This is a genomic window from Bacillus sp. mrc49 (genome assembly GCF_002803435.1).
In genome coordinates this window covers 1-318 of record NZ_PHNG01000390.1, presented here as the reverse complement: position 1 = coordinate 318, position 318 = coordinate 1, and the positions used below count along the sequence as shown (strand labels likewise).

Annotated in this window: 1 protein-coding gene; it reads left to right on the top strand. The window is 34.6% G+C overall.

The window, feature by feature from the left end; translation table 11 throughout:
• Positions 1 to 81 precede the first annotated feature (81 nt).
• On the top strand, positions 82 to 318 hold a 237-nt coding region (locus CVN76_RS31615), incomplete at its 3' end, for a hypothetical protein (protein ID WP_232732075.1).

Genomic DNA, 318 nt, shown 5'->3' with positions numbered 1-318 from the left:
TCCGTATCACCAATCAGTTGGAAGGAAAATCCTTATGAAATGACTTTTCAGGTCATCCTCATATCTTGAATGATCATATCTTTGCTATTTTTCATTAAATCAGAAGGCAGCTTCTATAAAAGATTATTCATTTCCTTAATCACTGTTTATTTATATAGTAAATTCTGGGTATTTCCTGATACCGCAATCATGCTGGCATTATTTGCATTAGCGCCCTTGATCCCGATCTTTCTCTTCGATAAAATCGGGTTTTATATTGTCGCGACGTTAAATATCATATTAGGTCCTGCTTCCATCCTTATCATTTCGAATACAGAT